The 3,860-nt window shown below is 65.1% G+C and carries 3 protein-coding genes; 1 reads left to right on the top strand and 2 read right to left on the bottom strand.

What is annotated here, in order from left to right; all coding sequences use genetic code 11:
- The first annotated feature begins 110 nt into the window (after positions 1–110).
- Positions 111–713, top strand: coding sequence for a DUF5753 domain-containing protein (locus ACFWF2_RS33105; RefSeq protein ID WP_379311417.1), 603 nt, complete (start codon positions 111–113; stop codon positions 711–713).
- A gap of 270 nt (positions 714–983) precedes the next feature.
- Here ACFWF2_RS33105 and ACFWF2_RS33100 read toward each other — a convergent pair whose 3' ends face one another.
- Together ACFWF2_RS33100 and ACFWF2_RS33095 are read right to left on the bottom strand one after the other, a co-directional pair.
- A complete protein-coding gene (locus ACFWF2_RS33100) occupies positions 984–2,147 on the bottom strand; it encodes a hypothetical protein (protein WP_379311416.1) in 1,164 nt (387 codons plus the stop codon).
- Positions 2,148–2,354: 207 nt separating this feature from the next.
- Positions 2,355–3,860: WD40 repeat domain-containing protein (locus ACFWF2_RS33095; protein ID WP_379311415.1), on the bottom strand; the 1,506-nt coding region annotated here is incomplete at its 5' end.

The raw sequence follows: 3,860 nt of genomic DNA, 5'->3' as shown, positions 1-3,860 counted from the left end.
TCGCAGCCCCCGCCGCGACCTCCGGGGGATACCCGCAATCACCGATCCTCGGGCGAGACCACCCGTCGATCCCGCCGACCATCAAACCTCTATTGCAGGGTTGAATAGCCATGTCCTATACCAGCTACTACGAAACCTGCGACGACGGCTTGGCGACCCTGCAACGCAGCCTCGTAGACCTCGAGGACGCCACCACCAACCAGCGCGGCTACAGCTCCGACCTGATCCCCGGACTGTTACAAACCCCCGCCTACGCCCGCGCGGTCATCTCCGCGTGTATCTCCGCCCTCGAGGTGCCCGACGACACCGAAGACACCGTCACCGCCCGCCTGCACCGGCAAGCCGTACTCGACGCCCCTGACCACCGATTCCGCCTACTGTTCGGCGAGGCCGCCTTGCTGCGCACCGTGGCCAGCCCGCTGGTGATGGCCTCCCAGATCCGATTCCTCCGCGAAATCCTCGCCGCACGCCCCAACGTGGAAATCGGCATCATCCCAATCAACGCCGAATTCGTCACCCCAGCAACGTATTTCGTCATCAATAACATGGTGTCGGTCGACATCGAGACCGTCACCGGCGCGGTCACCGCCACCAGCGTCGAAGACATCGCGCTGGCCCAACGCAGCTTCGACCGACTCGCCACCCAGGCCGCCTATGGCGAAGACGCCCGAACCATCCTCAACCGGGCACTCGCGACCCACACCACCAACTAGACCCGGCCGATGCAGCGGCAGGCCCCGGACAGGCCACGCCCCGGCCACCGGAAATCCGCCCAGGGGTCTGCCGCTGCCGTCCCGAAATTGACCGCGTTCCCCCCACGACAGGGCGCGCCACCACCGCCGATGCCGAATCGAAGGGGACCACCTGATGACGTTCAAGACCCTCACGATCTTGGCCGTGTGCCCGCGGCCAAGACCAACGACTGAACAATCCGCGCACTATGCGGCAGAATAGTGCGTTCGGATCGGTGCTCGTGGCGAGCCCTATCCGCGTTCGATCAGCTCGGTGAGTGGCATGGTCTCAGCGAAGCCGGTCCAGTCGGAAGCCGCAGTGAGTGGAACTTGATATAGGTGACCGTGGTCCCGAGCGGCTTTGTGCTTCTTCCAGGCGGTTGCACGGATCTTCGCGAAGTCCCAGTAGAGATTGCCCCAGTAGTCGAGGTGGTCGGGACCCTCGATCTGACTGGGATCATGCTGCACCGACCACCACCGTGTTCCGCCGAACCACTGAACGGCGCTGCTCTCACCTGTGTCCGCCGAGTGGTAGCAGGCCACGGCATATGTTCCTGGCCCCGACAGCCGTTGCAGGAGTTCCGTTTTGCCGACATAGCCGAATCGATCGGCGTGGTGATTGACAATGACTAGCCAGTTCGGAAGGACCGTGCCTCCCAACGCGGAACTACCTGGTGTGTAGGCGGTTCCAGTATCGACAAGACCCAGCTCGTCGAGGATCGATTCTGGACTGGACCCGAGTAAGTAGACCGCCATCCAGGAGATGCCGGACCGCAATTGGCTTCCGAGATCGGGTTCAGCGTGCGAGGAGCTTTGGTCTGCGCTCTGCCGGGCTTCGGTGCTGAGCGACCCGGTAGCCACATGCTGACGCGGAATCGTGCCGATGTGCCCCGGCGCGACCGCAGCAAGTTCGTGACTGCGGCGCGCTGAGACGAAGGCGAGTGCGTATTGATCGGCCTGCGTATCGATCTCGACCAACGCGGTTCCGACCGCGAGGCTTCGTGTACCGATGTATTCGAGGAGTTTCTCGACGTCCGTACCAGGTCCATAGGCTTCGAACTTGACGCGAAGGGCCTTCGTCCAGCGCAGGTTCATCTCGGTCGGGTACATGAACAACGATCGGAGCCGGGGAATGACCTGGTCGAGAGGCTCACTGCTGTCAAGTCGGACGATCTTCCGGTCGGCTTCGAGCCGGATCAACAATTCTTGGAGTGCACCGTCGTCCTCCCGCCGTTGGATCGCCCGAACATGATCGTCGCGGCCCGGTGCCAAGAATCGGATGATCTCGACAAGGGCGTTGCGGTCGTACTGTTTCCCCACAGGTCCCTCTTCAATCTCGGCGTGTGCATCGACACCGTAAGGCAGGGAACCGACATGCTCGCAGCGCACAACATCGGGATAGTCCGTGCCCTGCATTCGGCAGAAGCGGACGTTCGCTACCGCGCGGTAGGCGGCATTATCGTGCGTTCGATACTGGTGGGCGCGGGTCGAGATTCGACGAAGTCGACTCTGTGCCGCCCGTGCCGAAGCCGTTGTGCCATAGTGTGCGACCAGTGGGTTCGAGTATCGGACGGTCGGGCTAGTTGAGCCTGACTGGCGCAGGTGCTCTACTAGCCCTACCGGTCAGGTCGGTCGTGCGAGTACGGCGATATCGCCGCCCAGGCCGAGAATGATTTCGGATCCTGGGCCCACACCGATGAGCGGTCGCCGAGCCGGGCAGTCGATGACTGCATTTGCCGACATGGTCCTCAGACTCCAGACACGCGCGGTGTGGTCGTGGCCGGTGGTGACCGCTGCAGGGTGGCCGTCGATGCTGGTGCACGCAACCGCGGTCACCCGGTCGGTGTGGCCGGTGAGGGTGGCGCGTTCGGTGCCGTTGGTCAGATCCCATACTCGCACCGTGTGGTCGTGGCTGGTGGTGACCGCGACCGGGTCACCATCGATCATGGTGCATGCCACCTCGGTCACCGTGTCGGTGTGGCCGGTGAGGGTGGCGCGTTCGGTGCCGCTGGTCAGATCCCACACCCGCACCGTGCGGTCGTGGCTGGTGGTGACCGCGACCGGGGCGCCATCGATCACGGTGCATGCCACCGCAGTCACCCACTGGGTGTGGCCGGTGAGGGTGACGCGTTCGGTGCCGCTGGTCAGATCCCACACCCGCACCGTGCGGTCGTGGCTGGTGGTGACCGCGACCGGGTCCCCACCGATCATGGTGCATGCCACCGCAGTCACCCAGTGAGTGTGTCCGGTGAGGGTGGCGCGTTCGGTGCCGCTGGTCAGATCCCACACCCGCACCGCGCCGAAGGGATCGGTCGTTACCGCGACCGGGTCACCACCGATCACGGTGCATGCCACCGCGGTCACCGGGCTGGCGTGGTGTCCGGTGAGGGTGGCGCGTTCGGTGCCGCTGGTCAGATCCCACACCCGCACCGTGTGGTCGTCACTGCCGGTGACCGCGACCGGGTCCCCACCGATCATGGTGCACGCAAACGCCATCATTGGGCCGGTGTGGCCGGTGAGGTTGACGCGTTCGGTGCCGCTGGTCAGATCCCACACCCGCGCCGTGTGGTCGTGGCTGGTGGTGAGAGCGACCGGGTCACCATCGATCATGGTGCATGCCACCGCGGTCACCCGGTCGGTGTGTCCGGTGAGGGTGGCGCGTTCGGTGCCGCTGGTCAGATCCCACACCCGCACCGTGTGGTCGTCACTGCCGGTGACCGCGACCGGGTCACCGACCGCGGTGCACGCCACCGCGGTCACCCGGTCGGGGTGTCCGGTGAGGGTGGCGCGTTCGGTGCCGCTGGTCAGATCCCACACCCGCACCGTGTGGTCGTGGCTGATGGTGACCGCGACCGGGTCACCATCGATCATGGTGCATGCCACCTCGGTCACCGGGCCGGTTTGTCCGGTGAGGGTGACGCGTTCGGTGCCGCTGGTCAGATCCCACACTCGCGCCATGTAGCGGCTGATGGTGACCGCGACCGGGTCACCATCGATCATGGTGCATGCCACCGCAGTCACCGGGCTGGCGTGGTGTCCGGTGAGGGTGACGCGTTCGGTGCCGCTGGTCAGATCCCACACTCGCGCCATGTAGCGGCTGATGGTGACCGCGACCGGGTCACCATCGAT

The sequence above is a fragment of the Nocardia sp. NPDC060259 genome, from assembly GCF_042728775.1.
In the GTDB taxonomy this organism is placed as follows: Bacteria; Actinomycetota; Actinomycetes; order Mycobacteriales; family Mycobacteriaceae; genus Nocardia.
Note: the sequence above shows the minus strand (reverse complement) of the source record. Positions and strands in the feature narration are given on the sequence as shown.

Bases quoted from the DNA above. Each gene is read 5' to 3' on its own strand.
- ACFWF2_RS33105 (WP_379311417.1), top strand. From the start codon at position 111: ATGTCCTATACCAGCTACTACGAAACCTGCGACGACGGCTTGGCGACC.
- ACFWF2_RS33100 (WP_379311416.1), bottom strand. From the start codon at position 2,147: ATGCAGGGCACGGACTATCCCGATGTTGTGCGCTGCGAGCATGTCGGT.